19 protein-coding genes are annotated in these 15,210 nt (G+C 35.8%); 14 read left to right on the plus strand and 5 right to left on the minus strand.

All coding sequences use genetic code 11. The annotated features are described in order from the left end of the window. The first annotated feature begins 8 nt into the window (after positions 1 to 8). The 8 genes from AA650_RS20255 (at position 9) to AA650_RS20285 (ending at position 5,905) form a co-directional block, all read left to right on the plus strand. The gene (locus AA650_RS20255; RefSeq protein WP_053541357.1) at positions 9 to 1,232 is read left to right on the plus strand and encodes a bifunctional sterol desaturase/short chain dehydrogenase; all 1,224 of its coding nucleotides are present in this window, start codon (positions 9 to 11) and stop codon (positions 1,230 to 1,232) included. A gap of 111 nt (positions 1,233 to 1,343) precedes the next feature. Then, positions 1,344 to 1,469 (plus strand): hypothetical protein, encoded by a 126-nt coding sequence (locus AA650_RS29165; RefSeq protein WP_257720880.1) that lies wholly within the window; start codon positions 1,344 to 1,346, stop codon positions 1,467 to 1,469. A 45-nt stretch (positions 1,470 to 1,514) separates the two neighbouring features. After that, the gene (locus AA650_RS20260; protein ID WP_053540414.1) at positions 1,515 to 2,165 is read left to right on the plus strand and encodes a vWA domain-containing protein; all 651 of its coding nucleotides are present in this window, start codon (positions 1,515 to 1,517) and stop codon (positions 2,163 to 2,165) included. Between the two features lie 169 nt (positions 2,166 to 2,334). Further along, on the plus strand, positions 2,335 to 3,936 hold the full coding sequence (locus AA650_RS27005; RefSeq protein ID WP_234413232.1) for a WD40 repeat domain-containing protein: 1,602 nt from the start codon (positions 2,335 to 2,337) through the stop codon (positions 3,934 to 3,936). Between the two features lie 111 nt (positions 3,937 to 4,047). Next, positions 4,048 to 4,353, plus strand: coding sequence for a barstar family protein (locus AA650_RS20270; RefSeq protein ID WP_053540415.1), 306 nt, complete (start codon positions 4,048 to 4,050; stop codon positions 4,351 to 4,353). 351 nt (positions 4,354 to 4,704) lie between these two features. After that, positions 4,705 to 5,070 (plus strand): papain fold toxin domain-containing protein, encoded by a 366-nt coding sequence (locus AA650_RS20275; RefSeq protein WP_053540416.1) that lies wholly within the window; start codon positions 4,705 to 4,707, stop codon positions 5,068 to 5,070. Between the two features lie 13 nt (positions 5,071 to 5,083). Next, entirely contained in the window at positions 5,084 to 5,437 is a 354-nt protein-coding gene (locus tag AA650_RS20280; protein WP_053540417.1) for a hypothetical protein, read from the plus strand. A 33-nt stretch (positions 5,438 to 5,470) separates the two neighbouring features. Further along, positions 5,471 to 5,905, plus strand: a complete 435-nt coding sequence (locus AA650_RS20285) for an Imm30 family immunity protein (RefSeq protein WP_053540418.1) — start codon at positions 5,471 to 5,473, stop codon at positions 5,903 to 5,905. A 183-nt stretch (positions 5,906 to 6,088) separates the two neighbouring features. Here AA650_RS20285 and AA650_RS20290 read toward each other — a convergent pair whose 3' ends face one another. Continuing rightward, a complete protein-coding gene (locus tag AA650_RS20290; RefSeq protein ID WP_053540419.1) occupies positions 6,089 to 6,514 on the minus strand; it encodes a type II toxin-antitoxin system VapC family toxin in 426 nt (141 codons plus the stop codon). Then, positions 6,511 to 6,939: a type II toxin-antitoxin system HicB family antitoxin gene (locus tag AA650_RS20295; protein ID WP_053540420.1), complete on the minus strand. Its 429-nt coding sequence runs from the start codon at positions 6,937 to 6,939 to the stop codon at positions 6,511 to 6,513. Before AA650_RS20295 ends, AA650_RS20290 begins: the two co-directional genes overlap by 4 nt. 222 nt (positions 6,940 to 7,161) lie before the next feature. On the opposite strand from AA650_RS20295, the gene AA650_RS20300 reads away from it, so the two are divergent. Continuing rightward, positions 7,162 to 7,467 (plus strand): barstar family protein, encoded by a 306-nt coding sequence (locus tag AA650_RS20300; RefSeq protein WP_081424288.1) that lies wholly within the window; start codon positions 7,162 to 7,164, stop codon positions 7,465 to 7,467. Here the strand turns inward: AA650_RS20300 and AA650_RS20305 are convergent. Next, positions 7,457 to 7,768, minus strand: a complete 312-nt coding sequence (locus AA650_RS20305) for a hypothetical protein (RefSeq protein WP_199924307.1) — start codon at positions 7,766 to 7,768, stop codon at positions 7,457 to 7,459. The genes AA650_RS20300 and AA650_RS20305 overlap by 11 nt on opposite strands. Before the next feature lie 402 nt (positions 7,769 to 8,170). Between AA650_RS20305 and AA650_RS20310 the strand changes: the two genes are divergently transcribed. Together AA650_RS20310 and vapC are read left to right on the plus strand one after the other, a co-directional pair. After that, entirely contained in the window at positions 8,171 to 8,464 is a 294-nt protein-coding gene (locus AA650_RS20310; RefSeq protein WP_053540422.1) for a hypothetical protein, read from the plus strand. After that, positions 8,454 to 8,873 carry a type II toxin-antitoxin system tRNA(fMet)-specific endonuclease VapC gene (vapC, locus tag AA650_RS20315; protein WP_015083562.1) on the plus strand — a complete coding sequence of 140 codons (420 nt, stop codon included), beginning with the start codon at positions 8,454 to 8,456 and terminating at the stop codon, positions 8,871 to 8,873. Before AA650_RS20310 ends, vapC begins: the two co-directional genes overlap by 11 nt. A gap of 110 nt (positions 8,874 to 8,983) precedes the next feature. Here vapC and AA650_RS20320 read toward each other — a convergent pair whose 3' ends face one another. Next, a complete protein-coding gene (locus tag AA650_RS20320; protein ID WP_053540423.1) occupies positions 8,984 to 9,406 on the minus strand; it encodes a type II toxin-antitoxin system VapC family toxin in 423 nt (140 codons plus the stop codon). Further along, entirely contained in the window at positions 9,403 to 9,777 is a 375-nt protein-coding gene (locus AA650_RS20325; protein ID WP_053540424.1) for a hypothetical protein, read from the minus strand. Before AA650_RS20325 ends, AA650_RS20320 begins: the two co-directional genes overlap by 4 nt. Positions 9,778 to 9,975: 198 nt before the next feature. On the opposite strand from AA650_RS20325, the gene AA650_RS20330 reads away from it, so the two are divergent. The 3 genes from AA650_RS20330 (at position 9,976) to AA650_RS20340 (ending at position 14,946) form a co-directional block, all read left to right on the plus strand. Continuing rightward, the gene (locus AA650_RS20330; RefSeq protein ID WP_053540425.1) at positions 9,976 to 10,266 is read left to right on the plus strand and encodes a barstar family protein; all 291 of its coding nucleotides are present in this window, start codon (positions 9,976 to 9,978) and stop codon (positions 10,264 to 10,266) included. A gap of 274 nt (positions 10,267 to 10,540) precedes the next feature. After that, on the plus strand, positions 10,541 to 12,940 hold the full coding sequence (locus AA650_RS20335; protein ID WP_053540426.1) for a GH116 family glycosyl hydrolase: 2,400 nt from the start codon (positions 10,541 to 10,543) through the stop codon (positions 12,938 to 12,940). Positions 12,941 to 14,742: 1,802 nt separating this feature from the next. Then, on the plus strand, positions 14,743 to 14,946 hold the full coding sequence (locus AA650_RS20340) for a hypothetical protein (RefSeq protein ID WP_152540518.1): 204 nt from the start codon (positions 14,743 to 14,745) through the stop codon (positions 14,944 to 14,946). The last annotated feature ends 264 nt before the right edge of the window (positions 14,947 to 15,210 follow it).

A 15,210-nucleotide genomic window follows, 5' to 3' on the forward strand; every position in this document is an offset into this window, starting at 1 on the left:
AAAAGATGATGATTTTGGCTCAAAGCTTAACTATTGATGCAGTTTTAGTAAACAACTGTATCCAGTTCACAACCTGGGGATTTTCCTCCCTCCTACTCGCAGAAATTGTCAGAGATGCTTATCATGCTTTGTGTCATCAGATAACATGGTTAGCGAAATGGCATAATAAACATCATGCTGTATATCGGCGGGATTTGACTTTAACTTCGCAAAAAGCCTACGTAGATTCCCAGTTGTATCACGATATTGTCGAATCGGGCATATTAGTAACAATATTAACAATAATTGCCTTACTAGCACATCAATGGGGATTATGGTTAGGAGTTGCTTATGCAGTCACGTTTTTATACGGTGCATCTCTGCGATATTTTCAAGGAACAATAGACACAGACTACAATCATTTACCCGGACCATTAGACAAAATTCCTTCCGTTTTGTGGGTAAATAGAACCTATCATTGGCGACATCATTTTGATGATGTTAATGCTTACTATAGTGGTGTTTTTCCCCTAGTGGATAAAATACTAGGAACAGGACTTTCTCTCAAAGGTAAAACCGTAGCCTTAACAGGTGCTTCCGGTGCATTAGGACAAGCATTAGCAGCGGAATTATTAAAGCATAATGCCAAAGTTGTGGCATTAACAACCAATCCTGAAAAAATCGCAATTCAAGAGCGGGTCAAAATTGTAAAATGGGAATTGGGTAATGAAACTCAACTAAAAGAAAGTTTAAATAAAGTTGATATTCTCATTATCAATCATGGCATAAATGTTTATGGAGATCGTACTTCAGCCGCCATTCAAAATTCCTATCAAGTTAACACATTTTCCGCTTTGGAACTGATAGATGTCTTTTCTGCAACTGTCACAGGACCCCAAGACAAAGCCACCAAAGAAATTTGGGTAAATACTTCAGAAGCGGAAGTTTCCCCAGCTTTAAGCCCCTTGTATGAATTGAGCAAAAGAGCATTAGGGGATATTGTCACCCTCAAAAGATTAGATCAAACTTGTGTCATTCGCAAATTAATTTTAGGGCCATTCAAAAGTCAATTAAATCCTTATGGTGTGATGTCAGCAAATCAGGTTGCCAAGGGGATTGTATTTTTTGCAAAACGGGATTTTAGAAATATTATTGTCACAGTAAATCCTTTGACTTATATCCTATTTCCCCTCAAAGAATTTAGTACCTGGTTGTACTATCGGATTTTTAGTAAAGGGGTAAAAAGCAAATAATTATCAAGATAACGTTGCTAAATAAAATCTAACAGTCTCCTTTCTCTCCACCTCTGCGTCCTCTGTGCCTCTGTGGTTCGTATCAAATAAGATGACTGATGATTTGTGAAAATGCTATTAGCAACGTTATCCATGATATTGGGAAAGAATAAATATGAAACTAAATATTTAGACATTATGGGTATTGATTCCGTACAAACATCCATGTTAGGCTATGTAGTAACAAGTAACATCTAGTTTATACATTTTGCATCTCACCTTGATTAATCAGGAGTATCAAAAATGCCAGTAGGTTTGCCTGAATTCGTGGAAAACCCGGAAAATCGTTGTCCGGTAATTCTCTTGCTTGATACTTCTGGCTCAATGTCAGGACAACCTATCCAGGAGTTAAATAGAGGTTTGGCGGCTTTCAAGGAAGATGTGATGAAAGATGCTCAAGCTTCTTTAAGTGTAGAAGTGGCTATTGTCACCTTTAGACCCGTGAAACTGACGCAAGATTTTGTCACTATAGACCAGTTTACAGCGCCTAAGCTAGAAACAGAAGGTGCAACACCAATGGGTGAAGCCATAGAATACGCTTTGAATTTATTGGAAACCCGCAAACAGTCTTATAAGGATAACGGTGTACTCTATTATCGTCCTTGGGTATTTTTAATTACCGATGGTGCGCCTACAGATGCTTGGGAGGGTGCAGCGCAAAGAGTGAGGGAAGAAGAAGAACAGCGGCGAATGTTGTTTTTTACTGTTGGTGTTCAGGGTGCAGATATGAATAAACTTAAACAAATTGCACCTCGTCCTCCAGTAATGCTGAATGGCTTAGATTTTCGTTCTTTATTTGTTTGGCTTTCCACTTCCATGAAACGGGTTTCTAGTGGCAAAGTAGGGGAAGCTGTGGCATTACCGCCGGTGGGATGGGGTCAAATTACTACTTAGAGGGTGTATAAGCTAGAAGAACCTCTCCCTAACCCTCTCCTAGGAGGAGAGGGGACATGAAAAAATTAGTTTTTGTACAGGGAGTTTTAAAGCCTCTCTCCTTGCAGGGGAGAGGTTTGGAGAGGGGTTATAAAGTCTAATAAAATATACAGGATTTATTTATTGTGGGTTGGAAAGCTATAGCGCGTTATGCACAAATATATTCTTTATTAACTTTGGTAATGTTTCCAGTCTCGTCAACGGTTACAGTCCTTTTACAATTGTTATATTTTCAGAAGGGTTAAAAAATTTATCTAATTCCAGAAGCTTAACAATTACTCAATTAAGTAATTGGGTTGGAAGTTATATCAAAATTACGGGAACTCTTGAAGTACATCAAAAATCAGGTCGTAATACTCCACAAATAATACTAAAAGATTCAAACCAAATAAGTCTAATTAGTCAAGCTGAAGCTAATAACCTAATTCCGGGAAATACTAATACAAATACTTCAGCCGCAGTTAAGCAAACTCAATCTAAAGTTACACAACCAGTAGTTTATCAACCTCAAAATCAACCTGTAATAACCCCATCAACAGCTAAAACTGTTTCATCTTCAGTTCAGCCAACTCAATCTAAAACTTCGCAAAGTAATCAGTCTGCAAATACGCCTCGTCAGGTTTCACAACCGCCAGTTTATAAACCTCAGAGTCAACCTGTAAAAACGCCTTTTGTAAGCGATACGAAACTGAGAAAACTATTAATAATTGCGACATTAGGTTTTATAGGAACTCAACTCTATGGCTATGTAGGACAAAATTTATTGAGAAATCATCCAGATAAACCAACTCCTAAAGTAGAAACACTAACTCCCTCCTCAACTGAGAAAACACTACAATTACAGCAAACCCTCACTGGTCATTCTGACTCGGTTTCGTCAGTAGCATACAGCCCTAATGGTCAAACTTTGGCTAGTGGGAGTTGGGACAAGACTATCAAACTGTGGAATGTAAAAACGGGAAACCTACTGCAAACCCTCACTAGCCATTCTAATGATATTAATTCAGTAGCATACAGCCCCGATGGTCAAACCCTGGCTAGTGCAAGTAATGACAAGACTATCAAACTGTGGAATGTAAAAACAGGAAAGCTACTGCAAACCCTTGAAGGTCATTCTAACTTGGTTAATTCAGTAGCATACAGCCCCGATGGTCAAACTCTGGCTAGTGGGAGTGTTGACAGCACTATCAAACTATGGAATGTAAAAACGGGAAACCTACTGCAAACCCTTGAAGGTCATTCTTACCTTGGAGGTTATTCTTACTCGGTTCTTTCCGTAGCATACAGCCCCGATGGTCAAACTCTGGCTAGTGGGAGTGAAGACGACACTATCAAACTGTGGAATGTAAAAACGGGAAACCTACTGCAAACCCTTGAAGGTCATTCTATCGGGGTTAACTCAGTAACATACAGCCCCGATGGTCAAACCCTGGCTAGTGGGAGTAGTGACGACACTATCAAACTGTGGAATGTAAAAACGGGAAACCTACTGCAAACCCTTGAAGGTCATTCTAAGAGGGTTCTTTCCGTAGCATACAGCCCTAATGGTCAAACTCTGGCTAGTGGGAGTGTTGACAACACTATCAAACTGTGGAATGTAAAAACGGGAAACCTACTGCAAACCCTTGAAGGTCATTATATCTTGGTTTATTCAGTAGCATACAGCCCCGATGGTCAAACCCTGGCTAGTGGGAGTAGTGACGACACTATCAAGATTTGGCGGTTAAAGTAGTTATTGATAGGATTTTATTAGCAATGGTCTATTTTATCATCCTGTAAATCCTTTAATCCTGGACATCCTGATTCAGACAATTTTACTAACCTATTTCCTCACCATAAATCTATGAATCATAAAGTTTTTTATCTTGATGGTAAAAAAATCAATAGCAAACAAACATTTTTAAAACAAGCTGCTGAAGCAATGGAATTTCCTACATACTTCGGCAATAACTGGGATGATTTTGATGAATGTATCACCGATTTAACATGGTGTCCGGCTCAAAGATATGTCATATTATATGATCATGCTGATATCTTTGCTCAAGCTGAACCGACACAGTACCAAATAGCATTGGATATTTTAAATTCAGCCAAAGAATACTGGGAAGCTAATAATATTCCTCTCAAGTTTTTAGTTATTAACAAATAGGTAAAATTATATTTTCACTATTTGGAGATTGTTGGTTGTGGTTGTCTGAATCAGGATTACCAGGATTTTAGGATGTACAGGATTGTAGTTTGTAGATTTTCTGTGAATATTTAATGATTATAAATTATGATTTAGAGAAAAATATATTTTCTATCATTCACAAAAACCTATATTTTCTAAAAAACATCCTGTTAATCCTCTAATCGGTGGATATTATCTCGACTTCGCTCGATAACCACCTGATTCTGACAAATAATGAAATTTATGCCCCGGCTTCCTAAATTCATGGTATTTTTACTCTGATTATAGTTTTCCATATTTCTTCTAATCTGGCTAAAAATATCCTACATCATGACTAATAATGATATTGTCCGTCAACTAAATGATATAGCCGAACAATTTCATATTTTTGAATGTGTTCCTTGTGCTATAGCTTTGCGTCAATTCCTGATTAATCAGAAAATACCTGGTAGAGAAATTAACTTGTTTACAGGCAGTACAGAAGACCCATTCTGTAATATCTACCATGAAGTTTTACAACAAAATATCTCGATTAACGGTAGACATTATGCTATTGCAATAGAAATTAATGGACAAGAACTAATTTTTGACAACATTCACCCTGAAGGAATTTCTAGGGTAAACTGGATAAATAACTTATATTGCGTTATACAAGATTTAGGTGGAGAATTTCAAATTACTGAAGAGCCATTTTAACCAGAGGAATATCATGTTAGATCTATACGATTTAATCCGCAATATCCAAAAACGTCCAGCTATGTATTTAGGAAAAGCAACCATCGCTAACCTTCGCACATTTATAGCTGGTTACAGTTTTGCCCGTCGTCAAATTCAAATACCTCAAACTGTACAAGAACAAGAATTTTCAAATTTTCAAACTTGGATACAACAAAAATATAATGTTGCTTATAATCAAACGTGGGATCAAATTATTTTGTTTTTCTCCAAAGATGAAAATACTGCTTTTGAGGAATTTTTTCAATTATTTAATGAATTTACACAAACAAATTCTGTATCTAAACAGCAAGAAAATATAAAAGTCAGTTCGGGAAGTATTGTGTAATCGTTATTCTTTCTAAGAATAAGGTACAAAACAATGAATCCAAATAATTTATTGGCAACCTTGCAAGAAAATCGCTTAATGCAAACAGAAGAACAATTTACAAATTTTGAAAATGCTTTAGCTGAAATAGCTGAAAATCCTGATGAAAATAATTTATCTGCCTATCATCTAATTTTAGATGATCAATGTCAACAGCCAGAAGTGATGTTTAGCTTAATTCATTTTCTGGAATCTTTTGATATGGAAAAACAAATTACAGCATTTATTTATGTTGTACCTCAATTAATGATAACTGCACAAGAATGGACAAGAATTATTCACAATCGGATTTTAAATGATGAATCAGCGTGTCAAGTTTATCAAAATCTATTACATTCAGCTAATTTAAAAACTGCCCATTTTCTCTATCATCTTTTGGAAGAAAGTATCATAAATAAATTACAAGTTCGAGAAAGCGTATTATTGTGATTGTCAGAATCAGGATAACCAGGATTTTAGGATGTACAGGATTGCAATTTATAGATTTTCTGTGAATATTTAATGATGATATTTATTGAATAATAAACATATATTCTCTCTCGTACAAAAACCATAAGTTATCAAAAACATCCTGAAAATCCTCTAATCGGTGGATATCCTGATTCAGACAATTTACTTATTCTCTGACTTCCTTAATAAAGCCACAAAACCAGCTTGAACAAAATGAATATCAGCCGTTACTGCATAAATTAACCCCTGATTTTTCATAACAACAAATGAGATACAATCTGTTAAACCCCAATTTTTATCTTGACGACTGTGATAAAGTTCCAGCGCACGCATAAGCAGCGATGAATCTACACTAACAACTTTGATATTTTCTGTTTGATAACACTGATTAATAAACTGAACTGATGCTGTACGGTTCACTGCACTTAAAGCATTACCAACTTCTATTAAAATGGCTTCTGTTACCCATACTTCAACGGCATTTTTCACCCTTGGTAATAATGCTTTTGCTTGAGTATGGTATTGATCATTCTTGTTTAATAGAGCCTGAATAAATACCGTATCTAAAAATAGTCTTTCCTGATTCATTCTCTGATCTCATTGTCATGTTTAGGAGTACCATATAAATAGTAATTATGTTGATTTGACCAATCACTTGGTGCTTCAATAGTTCCTGTTAATGCCTCTAGCACGTCCCAAGCATTACCTTCAGCTTCTATATCTTCTATTATTTCACCAAAAAGAGGATTATCCTTGTGCATTACTGCAAATTTCAGCCAAGGATGTTCTGTTTTATCTGGTTCAATTTCTAAAGTTACTATTTCTGGTTTTCGTGCTTGAAAAAGCTGAATAAGATTATTTAATGCTTCCTCTTTATTCGCACCTAAACCTTGACATTCTGGTAAACTTAATAATGTCGCTTTCACAGCGCCATCTTCTTGGTTTTCAATTAACACATCATAAGTTAACTTGGGTGCAATTGTGGAAAGAGCATTTTTAACAGCTAAAATCATGATATTTTTACTCTTCTAACTCTGAATTAATTATAACACAATACTTGAACAAAGTTAAAATTATCATCTACATGATTTTAAGATTTATAGATTTTTATTAACAATCGTCCATTTTATATTTTATCATCCTGTAAATCCTCTAATCCTGGACATTATCTTGACTTCGCTCGATAACCACCTGATTCAGACTATTTTGCTAACCTATTTCCTCACCATAAATCTATGAATCATAAAGTTTTTTATCTTGATGGTAAAAAAATCAATAGCAAACAAACATTTTTAAAACAAGCTGCTGAAGCAATGGAATTTCCTTCATACTTCGGCGCTAACTGGGATGCTTTTGATGAATGTATCACCGATTTAACATGGTGTCCGGCTCAAAGATATGTGATATTATATGATCATGCTGATATCTTTGCTCAAGCTGAACCGACACAGTACCAAATAGCATTGGATATTTTAAATTCAGCCAAAGAATACTGGGAAGCTAATAATATTCCTCTCAAGTTTTTAGTTATTAACAAATAGGTAAAGTTACATTTTCACTATTTGGAGATTGTTTGTTGTGGTTGTCAGAATCAGGATTACCAGGATTTAAGGATGTACAGGATTTGATTGACTTTTTACCTGATGAAAATAAATATAATATTCCATCATTCCCAATAGTCGGTTTAAACCGACTTGAGCTTTTAGACAGGGAATAAATTCCCTGGCTTCCTATTTGGAGATTGTTTATTGTCGTTGTCAGAATCAGGATAACCAGGATTTTAGGATGTACAGGATTTGATGGACTTTTTACCTGATGAAGATAAATGTAATATTCCATCATTCCCAATAGTCGGTTTAAACCGACTTGAGCTTTTAGACAGGGAATAAATTCCCTGGCTTCCTATTTGGAGATTGTTTATTGTCGTTGTCTGATAGCGTAGCGTGGCGCAAGCCATATCAGGATTACCAGGATTTAAGGATGTACAGGATTGTTATTTATAGATTTTCTGTAAATATTTAATGATTATAAATTATGATTTAGAGGAAAATATATTTTCTATCATTCACAAAAACCTATATTTTCTAAAAAACATCCTGTTAATCCTCTAATCCTGGATATCCTGATTCAGACAAATAACATCCTGTTAATCCTTTAATCTTAGATATCCTGATTCAGACATTAAACTTTTAACAAATTTATGTTAAAATAATTAATTAAGCACCATTAAGAGATTTTTCAATTATGCAAGTAACAATTGATTTACCAGATAAATTAACAACGAAAATCATCAATCAATGGGGTAATTTACCAGAAAAAATCCTGAATAATCTTGTATTAGAAGCCTTTCGAGAAAGATTAATTGATTTTGATGAACTTAAAGATTTACTAAACTTTCCTTCTGACACTGAACTCAAAAGATTTTTAATCCAAAATAATATTCTCCATTCCGCAGGTTTACTTAATTTATATGGTGCTTGTGCTGATATTGATTTTGCAACGGATGATGATTTAATTGAGGTTATTAATGAAAAATGATTCTTTAATTTATTTACTAGATACGAATGTTTGTATCATGTATCTCAAGGGTAAATCTCTCAGCATTAATCATCATCTTGATAATTTAGAACCTGAAAAAATTGCGGTTTGTTCTGTAGTCAAAGCTGAATTATTTTATGGTTCTATGCGTAGTAATAATCCTCAAAAAGCTATAGCTGTACAAAAAATATTCATAGAACAATTTGTTTCTTTACCTTTTGATGATGAATGTGCAGAAAATTATGGCAAAATTCGCGCTGATTTAGCAAATTCTGGAACTCCTATTAGTTCAAATGATATACAAATTGCTTCTATTGCTTTAGTGAATAATCTAATTTTAGTTACTCACAATGTCAGGGAATTTAAACGAGTTAAAGGGTTACAAATTGAAGATTGGGAAATTGTCTGATAGTGTAGCAGAAGCTATATAAAGTTACTTTTTCACTACTTGGAGATGACATTTTTATTTTTTATCATCCTGTTAATCCTCTAATCCTGGGTATCCTGATTCAGACATTTTTAACTAATACTCCAATCTTCCAAACGCAAATTAGGCACTTTTTCAAAATCCTTCCAATTACGAGTTACTAAAATTCCATTAACTGATAATGTAATTGCAGCAATGCGTAAATCTTGAGTACCAACGCGGATTTTCTGCTTAACTAATTTAGTGTAAATATTACCAGCAGCTTCGCTAAATTCCAGTAAATTCACACTTTGTAAAAAATCTAAATTATTCTGAAAATTTGCATAAGCTAATACTAATTTATCCGATGATGAGGCATTTCTAATAACATTAAACCTACCACGCAATTGTTCTTCAGCAGTAATTATAGTTATGGCAATTTCTTCAAATTTGACACTATTAACACACTGTACAATCAATGGATTTCTGTGTTGAAAGAGAGAAACGTGATCTGTATCAAGTACCCATAAACTCATTTTATATGCTCCTGATTTTCAATTTCTTGGTAATATTCCTCCATTTCTGCATCTAATTCACGACGATATTCTGCTATATATTCCTGCACTTCATCAAAATGTGGATCATCCTCAAACATTCCCGCAAATTTCAGCCAAGGATGTTCTGTTTTAGCTGGTTCAATTTCTAAAGTTACGATTTCTGGTTTTCGGGCTTGAACAAGCTGAATCAGATTATTTAAAGCTTCCTCTTTATTTGCACCAAAACCTTGACATTCTGGCAAACTTAATAATGTCGCTTTAACCGTACCATCTGCTTGATTTTCAATCAACACATCATAAGTTAACTTGGGTGCAATTGTGGAAAGAGCATTTTTAACAGCTAAAATCATGATATTTTTACTCTTCTAACTCTGAATTGATTATAACATAATACTTGAAAATAGTTAAAATTATCATCTACATGATTTTAAGATTTATAGAATTTTATTAGCGATCGCCCATTTTATATTTTATCATCCTGTAAATCCTTTAATCTTGGATATCCTGATTCAGACAATTTTGCTAACATATTTCTTCACCACAAATTTATGAATCATAAAGTTTTTTATCTTGATGGTAAAAAAATTAATAGCAAACAAACATTTTTAAAACAAGCTGCTGAAGCAATGGAATTTCCTACATACTTCGGCGCTAACTGGGATGCTTTTGATAAATGTAATATTCAATCATTCCCAATAGTCGGTTTAAACCGACTTGAGCTTTTAGACAGGGAATTAATTCCCTGGCTTCTTATTTGGAGATTGTTTGTTGTGGTTGTCAGAATCAGGATTACCAGGATTTTAGGATGTACAGGATTGTTATTTATAGATTTTCTGTGAATATTTAATGATTATAAATTATAATTTAGAGAAAAATATATTTTCTATCATTCACAAAAACCTATATTTCCTAAAAAACATCCTGTTAATCCTCTAATCGGTGGATATCCTGATATGGCTGGCGCCACGCTATGTTATCAGACAATTTACTTATTTTCTAACCTCCTAGTAACATTAGGAAATTTTCAGCGAAATAAAAATATTTTCATGATTGACTTGAGAAAAATCACACATCGCGCTAGTCTTCATAGCGTCAACCCGTGAAACTCAAACCATGACAAACCACCCCCAAATACCCCCCTGTACCTGGAAACGTCCCATTGGCTTAGGCTGGGAGAAACCCTACACCGTCCGTTATCCTAGTAATATTGATGATGGTCCCTGGCACGGAATGCCTCTTGGTGGCTTTGGTGCAGGGTGTATAGGACGTTCTTCACGGGGAGACTTTAACCTGTGGCACATTGACGGAGGAGAACATACTTTCAAAACCGTTCCCGCTTGTCAATTTAGTATTTTTGAATCGGGACAAGCTTACGCATTATCTACCCAACCCCCAGAAGATCATAAACTGCAATCTTGGCAATGGTATCCACCTTCTCCCCTCTCTGTGGACGGGTTGGGGTCAGGTACATATCATGCACTTTATCCCCGCAGTTGGTTTGTTTATGAAAATGTCTTAAAAACTCAATTAACTTGTGAGCAATTTTCGCCAATTTGGGCAGATAATTATCAAGAAGCAAGTTATCCGGTTGCGGTTTTTTTGTGGAAAGCGCACAACCCTACAAATACACCAATTACTATTAGCATTATGCTAACTTGGGAAAATATGGTGGGTTGGTTTACCAATACTTTGAAATCTCCCGAAGTTAGAGTTAGAGATGATGGTAGTCCAGTTTATGAATATCTACCACGTTGGGGAGAAAGTCAAGGAAATTATAATTGTTTAGCAGAAGATCATCAATATTTTGGTTGCGTTTTAGGTCAAGTTTCTAATAGTCAAACTGTTCAAGAAGGAGATGGAACTTGGTGTATTGCGACTACTAAAAATCCCCAAGTGGAAATATTTCATCATTCCCGATTTAATCCTGTGGGTAATGGTGAAGATGTTTGGCAAAGTTTCTCTGCAAATGGTTCTTTACCTAATTATCTAGATGAAACTCCCGCAGATGAAAATACTCGTTTAGGTGCAGCAATTGCGGTGCGTTTTACTTTGCAACCTGGGGAAAGTTTGGACGTTCCTTTTGTATTAAGTTGGGATTTCCCCGTTACGGAATTTGCAGCGGGGGTGAACTATTACCGCAGATATACAGACTTCTTTGGTTGTAATGGTGAGAATGCTTGGCAGATTGCCACTACTGCTCTTAAAGAATATCAGAATTGGCGATCGCTCATCGAAAATTGGCAAACCCCCATTTTAGAAAAATCAGACTTACCTGACTGGTTCAAAATGGCTTTATTCAACGAACTCTACGATTTAACCAGCGGGGGAACTCTCTGGAGTGCCGCCTCGGAAATTGATCCCATTGGTCAATTTGCCGTGTTAGAATGTTTAGATTACCGTTGGTACGAAAGTCTAGATGTGCGGTTATACGGTTCTTTTGGATTATTGATGTTATTCCCAGAATTGGAAAAGTCGGTAATTCGCGCCTTTGCTAGAGCAATTCCCCAAAGTGATGACAGAACTAGAATTATCGGTTATTATCTGACTATCAAATCGGAAAGTCCTAACGCAGTTCGGAAAATTGCCGGTGCGACACCCCACGATTTAGGCGCACCCAATGAACACGTTTGGGAAAAAACCAATTATACTAGTTATCAAGATTGCAACCTGTGGAAAGATTTAGGTTGTGACTTTGTTTTGCAGGTATATCGAGATTTTCTGTTTACCGGTGCAAATGATATCCAGTTTTTAGCAGATTGTTGGGATGCTATTGTCCAAACTCTCGATTATGTGAAAACTTTTGATCTCGATGGTGACAGTATACCAGAAAATTCTGGCGCACCTGACCAAACTTTCGATGATTGGCGCTTGCAAGGTGTCAGCGCTTATTGTGGTGGTTTGTGGTTATCTGCTTTGGAAGCTGCTATTGCTATTTCTAAGATTTTAACGAACCGCAGAGGCGCAGAGGACGCAGAGGTGGAGGTGCAAGGGTCTATTTATCAAGGTTGGTTAAGTCAATCGAAGCCAATTTATCAGGAGAAGCTTTGGAATGGTGAGTATTACCGTTTGGATAGTGACAGTGGTTCTGATGTAGTTATGGCTGACCAATTGTGTGGGCAATTTTACGCTCGCCTATTGAGTTTACCAGATATTGTGCCGAGCGATCGCGCTTTGTCTGCCTTAACAAAAGTATATGATTCCTGTTTTCTCAAGTTTCAAAATGGTGAATTTGGCGCTGCTAATGGTGTTCTTCCCAATGGTTTACCCGAAAATCCCAATTCTACTCATCCTTTGGAAGTTTGGACGGGAATCAATTTTGGTCTAGCAGCTTTCCTGGTGCAAATGAACATGAAAAATGAGGCAATGCGGTTAACTGAGGCTGTGGTGAGGCAAATTTACGACAATGGTTTGCAATTTCGCACCCCGGAAGCAATCACCGCTAATGGCACTTTCCGCGCTAGTACCTATCTCCGCGCTATGGCTATTTGGGGAATTTATTTACTAATTCCTTAAATCCAAAGTTCTTTATATCCCCGACTTCTCTAAGAAGTCGGGGATATTGTTATTCTTGTTATTCAATTTTATTTTCCTGTTGTTTCCGGAATTGCGCGAAAAAATCAGTAATGGTTAAGAGTTGAGGAACTTAAATCTGAAAACAAATGTCTTAAGATGCACTTTTTTCCTTTATTTAGCCACAAGGATAACTTCTAAACCCACACAGAACTTGACACTCTCCGGTCTAAAGACGCGGAGATTCTATGGGGAGTTTCAGTCTATATCCCTCAGTTATCCCAGTTTCAGGATTGGTTCCTTAAATATTTGGGTTCTTGCCCTGATTTCGTTGGCCCTGGCGGGCGAAATCATATCTGCTTGCGGTGAGCGAAGCCGAACTGACAAGCGTAACTTTCCGAGAGTCCCCCGGTAGCTTTTTATGTCTTTAGTGACAATTTGATTGTATCACGAATGTTGGGTAGAGGCTGTGGCAATGATAGCACGTTAAAACGGTAATCACTTCAAGTAACTTTTTTCCCAGACACAGTAAAGACAATCACCAATTCCCTAATTGATTTAGGGCTATGGTAGATTAAAAGATTGAAATTACCTACACCAAAGAATTCCCCAATCTAGTTGACGACAGATGAGAATTTATCAGTAAACTCCAATTGTGTAAAAATATCAGCAGTTGCAGGATAGTTGAATAAAGCAAGGACAGCAGGAGCTTTATCAAGCTATTTAGTCAGGTTGGTCAGGTTCAAACGCGGTTGTTGGTATCTGTGACTGGCAGTATTGGCGATAAGTTCCCAGTTAGTTCGCAAATATTCAAAGATTTTGATTCAGAGCGAACTGCTTGCAGCAGCACTAGTTCCCTCCGGGACGCTCCGCGAACGCTATCGCTTGAAAAAATACACCTGTTGTTTAACAGCTTAAACAGCTTGGGAGTTACACTATAACCTCCTCATTTTTATCTGTCAAGCAATTACATCAGAAATTCTTGGGAAAGTTATCCAGAAAATCCGAGTTGGTAATTCCTGCTCAACCCTGAATAGCAGCAGTTCACATCTGGAAATTTTAGCCGATTTAATTTATTAAGAATTACTTAGCCATAGGGACTCAATCCTGACTCAATACCGAAGTATCGGCTTTACCCAAAAGAATCGGCAGCCATTGATAATAAATAATGATAGTTATTCCTACCGAATTAGCTGAATGAACATCCTGTAATCTTACTTATAGCAATAAATTGTATACATATAATTAGCAGATTACTAATTCCAGTTGATGGTAATAATGCCTAATAAATAAATAGCTATGAGTAACCAAATAAGATAATAGTTAAATGTTCATGGTGATACGGTTTTTGTTATCCACATCTAGCTGGATGTCTTCTTTATCCAAAAATAACTATCTTGATAAAATTAATTAGTTAGCAATATTAGATTATTAACAAAAAAATACTTTACTAATTTTTGAATTATTTATTAATTGATATTTGTATCTATTCATAAAAATCATAAATTCATAAAATCCTTACTATGCAAGCACTTTGCCTGAATTAAATGTAAATTTAAGCATTTATTTCTTCGATAAAAATTTAATTTATTTGGATATGACTGTTCATTCAAACTATTTATATACTAAGAGCTTAGGTAGACCATATTAGTGGTGTTTTCGTCTTGTATGACAATGATAACATCTGCCATTGAGATTAAAGTGGGGGGTAACACCCCTCATTTTTTGCCAAGTGGGGACAAAACCCAAACTTGCACAAGACATAAGTAAATATCTAGATAAGTTCAGTAAATTTAACTTAAATCTTGCCACCTTGGCAGATGACATTAGCGACAAAAAATAGTATAAATAAAAATGTGGCTTTTGAAATTGAGAAATTAATGGTTTTCCTGATTCCACTGGTGCAATTGTCAGCTTTTACAGCAAAAGCGGCAGAATCAATGGTAAGAAGTTATACAGCAGTAACTAGGGTGAAGCCAAAAATTTCCACTTGGAAGTTTCAACAGTAAACAACGGCATCTACGAAAAGCTACGTCAAACTCAATTCCTCTCGGTAGAAATCAGAAAATTTGGTAAATTTTTACCTTTGATTCATTAGTAAGTATAAATCTGAAGCCCAGACGCAATTAATACATATTATCTGGAGTGAGCTATAGATATTACTAATTGAAAACTGTAAAACTGCCTAGAAAATCAGGGTATACACGGTAAGCACAGTAGTACAGAGGCTTGATTAAAAACAATCAGGTTTTCAATCACAGGTCAGGTTATGA

The sequence above is a fragment of the Anabaena sp. WA102 genome (assembly GCF_001277295.1).
GTDB lineage: Bacteria > Cyanobacteriota > Cyanobacteriia > Cyanobacteriales > Nostocaceae > Dolichospermum > Dolichospermum heterosporum.

Coding starts and splice junctions, on each gene's coding strand:
- AA650_RS20320 (WP_053540423.1), bottom strand. CDS start 9,406: ATGAGTTTATGGGTACTTGATACAGATCACGTTTCTCTCTTTCAACAC.
- AA650_RS20300 (WP_081424288.1), top strand. CDS start 7,162: ATGAATCATAAAGTTTTTTATCTTGATGGTAAAAAAATCAATAGCAAA.
- AA650_RS20310 (WP_053540422.1), top strand. CDS start 8,171: ATGCAAGTAACAATTGATTTACCAGATAAATTAACAACGAAAATCATC.
- AA650_RS29165 (WP_257720880.1), top strand. CDS start 1,344: ATGCTATTAGCAACGTTATCCATGATATTGGGAAAGAATAAATATGAA.
- AA650_RS20280 (WP_053540417.1), top strand. CDS start 5,084: ATGTTAGATCTATACGATTTAATCCGCAATATCCAAAAACGTCCAGCT.
- AA650_RS20255 (WP_053541357.1), top strand. CDS start 9: ATGATTTTGGCTCAAAGCTTAACTATTGATGCAGTTTTAGTAAACAAC.
- AA650_RS20285 (WP_053540418.1), top strand. CDS start 5,471: ATGAATCCAAATAATTTATTGGCAACCTTGCAAGAAAATCGCTTAATG.
- AA650_RS20295 (WP_053540420.1), bottom strand. CDS start 6,939: ATGATTTTAGCTGTTAAAAATGCTCTTTCCACAATTGCACCCAAGTTA.
- AA650_RS20335 (WP_053540426.1), top strand. CDS start 10,541: ATGACAAACCACCCCCAAATACCCCCCTGTACCTGGAAACGTCCCATT.
- vapC (WP_015083562.1), top strand. CDS start 8,454: ATGAAAAATGATTCTTTAATTTATTTACTAGATACGAATGTTTGTATC.
- AA650_RS20260 (WP_053540414.1), top strand. CDS start 1,515: ATGCCAGTAGGTTTGCCTGAATTCGTGGAAAACCCGGAAAATCGTTGT.
- AA650_RS20330 (WP_053540425.1), top strand. CDS start 9,976: ATGAATCATAAAGTTTTTTATCTTGATGGTAAAAAAATTAATAGCAAA.
- AA650_RS20305 (WP_199924307.1), bottom strand. CDS start 7,768: ATGATGGAATATTACATTTATCTTCATCAGGTAAAAAGTCCATCAAAT.
- AA650_RS20275 (WP_053540416.1), top strand. CDS start 4,705: ATGACTAATAATGATATTGTCCGTCAACTAAATGATATAGCCGAACAA.
- AA650_RS20325 (WP_053540424.1), bottom strand. CDS start 9,777: ATGATTTTAGCTGTTAAAAATGCTCTTTCCACAATTGCACCCAAGTTA.
- AA650_RS20270 (WP_053540415.1), top strand. CDS start 4,048: ATGAATCATAAAGTTTTTTATCTTGATGGTAAAAAAATCAATAGCAAA.
- AA650_RS20290 (WP_053540419.1), bottom strand. CDS start 6,514: ATGAATCAGGAAAGACTATTTTTAGATACGGTATTTATTCAGGCTCTA.